At 38.4% G+C, this 3,588-nt stretch carries 3 protein-coding genes and 1 pseudogene; 2 read left to right on the top strand and 2 right to left on the bottom strand.

Translation table 11 applies throughout. From position 1 onward, the window contains the following. A pseudogene (locus tag CWM61_RS28425) lies at nucleotides 1–118 on the top strand (DUF968 domain-containing protein); the annotation flags it as partial. 12 nt (nucleotides 119–130) lie between these two features. Then, nucleotides 131–472, top strand: coding sequence for an antiterminator Q family protein (locus CWM61_RS28430; protein ID WP_017898982.1), 342 nt, complete (start codon nucleotides 131–133; stop codon nucleotides 470–472). A 24-nt stretch (nucleotides 473–496) separates the two neighbouring features. Here CWM61_RS28430 and CWM61_RS28435 read toward each other — a convergent pair whose 3' ends face one another. Next, nucleotides 497–1,531 carry a DNA cytosine methyltransferase gene (locus CWM61_RS28435; RefSeq protein WP_100632266.1) on the bottom strand — a complete coding sequence of 345 codons (1,035 nt, stop codon included), beginning with the start codon at nucleotides 1,529–1,531 and terminating at the stop codon, nucleotides 497–499. A gap of 19 nt (nucleotides 1,532–1,550) precedes the next feature. Next, a complete protein-coding gene (locus CWM61_RS28440) occupies nucleotides 1,551–3,335 on the bottom strand; it encodes an ATP-dependent nuclease (protein ID WP_227521410.1) in 1,785 nt (594 codons plus the stop codon). Between the last annotated feature and the right edge of the window lie 253 nt (nucleotides 3,336–3,588).

The following is a 3,588-nucleotide window of genomic DNA, read 5'->3' on the forward strand; positions in this document are numbered from 1 at the left end:
CAAGCACCACCGTGCTTTGCACCATGACCCTGCCGCTTTTGAGCGTGAATACGGCACCCAGCCGGTATTGATTATTAAATTGCTGGACCGGGCATACGCGCTCGGCGTTCTTTCCTGAGGAGCTTTAAAAATGAGAGATATGTACGAAATATTGGACCGCTGGGGAGCTTGGGCGGCATCTGACAATAGTGGTGTTGACTGGCAACCCATTGCTGCTGGGTTTAAAGGTTTGCTACCTCATGGAAAGAAAACACGCCAGCAATGCGATGATGATGAAGGTATCATGATTGACGGTTGTGTAGCGCGATTGCGGAAATATAAGCCAGAAGAGTATGAGTTAATTATTGCTCATTTTATTATCGGAATCTCCTTACGTAGCATCGCTAAGAAACTTAAATGCTCTGATGGTACCATCAGGAAAGAATTGCATAATGCCATGGGGTTTATTGAAGGGGTTTTAATGATGCTTTAGACTAGCTGGAGCTAGGGCTCCAGCTTAAATTTTGATAAAAACATTTCCTATTGACTCAGCCATTTTTGGCGGAACAGCATTACCTATTTGTTTCGCCTTAGATAGCATGGAGCCTTTAAAAATGTAATCTATTGGAAACGTTTGAAGCAGGGCCGCCTCCCGAACAGAAATAGCTCTGTCTTGTTCGGGATGTCCAAACCGGCCGTTTGAGTAACTAATGCATCGTGTAGTTAACCCACTTGCTGGTTTATCCCATGCCAAACGCCCATAAACGTCGCTATGACCTGTATGCTTCTTGTGGCATTCAAGCAAAAGTTCTCTTGGCCAATATTCTCGTCCTTTACCTTCAGGGGTGCATCTAATTCGTTTTAAATTCAGCTCTGAAAGTTTTGCACTAACATGGTCTTTCACCAACGGATGAGATTCCCCGGCTTCAATAGAGGGTATGTTACCAATCCAATCTCTAACCGTAGCGAATGGAATATCACTTCCATTATGAGTGCGCTCCGGTAAATGAATTTGAGATTCAAGAGAGGCCATTAAAACAAATCTTTCACGCGTTTGCGGAACACCATACCATAATGCTGGAATAACGCCATAAACAAGATTGTAATTCCTATTTTTTAGAATAGAAATAAAACCATAGAGAGGACCGTCATTTACATCCACTTTTTGTAAACCAGGCACATTTTCTATCAATACATAATCGGGTTTGTAGAATTCTACAAAGCGACCGAATTCTGATAACAAACCTCTTCTGGGATCTGAAGTGGTTTTATTCTGATTTTGCTTTGAAAAAGGTTGGCATGGAGCGCACCCGCAGAACAGAATCTTTGCATCTTTTTTTGCTGTTTCAACTAATTGAGAGATGTCAGCAACATCAACTGACCTAATGTCATCATTGATGAATACGGCATCAGGATTGTTAGCCTTAAAGGTTTCGCTTGAGTCATAATCAAAATCTAGGCCAAAAACAATCTCACAACCAGCAGTTTTTAGACCTTGGCTAGTGCCACCGCAGCCAGAGAAAAAATCGAAAACTCTGATCTTTTTGCTCATTATAAAACCCGCCATAACTTTACTTATCCCTGATCATACCATGTTCAAGAAAAAATTTCAGCATCTCTCTTGTTTCTATAAATGCAGGATGATTATCAGGTATTTTTGATAGGATTCTAATTTGCGTGGCAAATATATCATCTGATGTAATTTCATTGCTTCCAATATCATTTTTACATATTTCCACGGTTATTTCTTTGGGTGTTAGGCCTGATGTGTCCTTGTCTTTGATTAAATCTAAATAAAACTCAGGTAGGTTTTCTATTAAAAAAACCTCTGGGTTTATTACCGGTAAATAACCTATGAAATTATATGAGAAATCAATAAATCCACGATGAAGAAGCTTTTTTTGCTTCTCATTAGGTTTGCCGCCATTTCCATCTGTCGGAATTTTTATTTCACACCCAAGGATGCTTTTTAATATTTCAGATAGAGCAGGATCTTGGTCTTCTGGAATTTGGGTGGACTTTATAAAGTCAGTAAGTGTTTTTTGATCTCCATCCAATAAAAATACTGCATTAGTTACATTGGATAAAAATAACGGGACAGCAATATTACCTAATAAAGTGGTTGCTCCAGCAGGACAGTAAATTATATCAAATGTATTGACTAAAGCTGAACCACCAGTTTTTAAAGCCTTTTCAACGAATTTCTGAGCGAGTTTATCTTCGACGAAAATTGTTTTTTTTGACAGTCTGTCACCGAGAGTGAAAAATGCCTCCTCTGGACTAACATTTTCAAGAATACTTACTTTGCCTGTTGTGGAATTTAATGTAAAAAGTTTTATAGACTCTTGAGGAAGATCCCTTACAATTGATGATGAATGGGTCGAAATAACAACCTGATGTTTGTTTTTAAGACAAATTTGGTTTAAAAATTCCATGAGTCTTATTTGTGCAGCAGGATGGAGCGAAACTTCTGGTTCGTCTAATAAGATTAAAGAAGCATTTGGGGCGTTTATTATCTGATTAACCAATAAAGTTACTGCAAATTCCCCACTGCCTGCAAAGGCTTCAGAATAGTTAAGACTGTTTGATTCCAGTATAACTGTAGATGCTTTATCATTAGTGAAGAGGGCATGCTCCACTAGTCTGATGCTTTTATAAGTTCGACCTAAAATATGGCTTATAATTTCAACTTTCTCTTTGGAAAGAAGTTCGTTATTATATAACCTCTCCTTTTTACCCTTGAAAGGTTTGCAGCTGGATGAATTATTTTCAATTACATCTTTTAATATGTGGCTTCTTTTACGTAAAAAAGTTTTCTTAGGATAAAGATTAAAGTCAGAGTGGTAAAAAAATTTGTCAAAAGCACTTATTGATGCCCTGAAGTCGATATAGGTAACTAATTTATCAATTTGTTTCCATCGCGACTTTTGTTGATTTGGGGAAACAATATTTTTTGGCATTTTTTTCATGCCATCACCTGCAAGTGGTCTAGATGTTTCCCAAAGATCAGGATCATCAGGGTCAACGATCCTTGTTTTAATTACTTCGACAACTTCTTTGATTGAATAATCGAAATAACCATAAATGAATCTTGATCTTCCATCATCTTTTATTTCATCAATGTCAGTGGAAAACCACAAGCTACCAAGAGAGTAGTTATTAGGAGAGCCATAGAGGGCCCTTAAAACCGAACTCTTATTTGTTCCGTTTTGTCCTACTAATGCTGTGATAGGATAATTAAAATTAATTACACTGAACTCTTCAAGATTTTTATAGAAAGGAAACCTAATGTGTCGGATGAACGGCTCTATGGTTTTTGAACTCATCAGCCCTCTTAATTTTATGATCTCGCTCACGTTTTGTACTTCCGTGTTGATTTTTCTAATATCATATAAAAACACTAACGCGTACGCAAAAACTATCGTAATCTGTTAAGAGTGGTCACTTCGACACACCGCTTAACCATTAGAACCCTGCCGCTCGGCGGGGTTTTTGCTTTCCGGCGATACGACAGGGGGTATTCGCGAGATGCATTGCATCAGTACCCTTGTCACATCGTCGTATATCGCATAATTGATTTGCTTCGCCTCACCGTGGCGTAGAGGTGTT

Source organism: Klebsiella sp. K-Nf6, assembly GCF_002806655.1.
Classification (GTDB): domain Bacteria; phylum Pseudomonadota; class Gammaproteobacteria; order Enterobacterales; family Enterobacteriaceae; genus Klebsiella; species Klebsiella variicola.

Coding starts and splice junctions, on each gene's coding strand:
- CWM61_RS28430 (WP_017898982.1), top strand. CDS start 131: ATGAGAGATATGTACGAAATATTGGACCGCTGGGGAGCTTGGGCGGCA.
- CWM61_RS28435 (WP_100632266.1), bottom strand. CDS start 1,531: ATGAGCAAAAAGATCAGAGTTTTCGATTTTTTCTCTGGCTGCGGTGGC.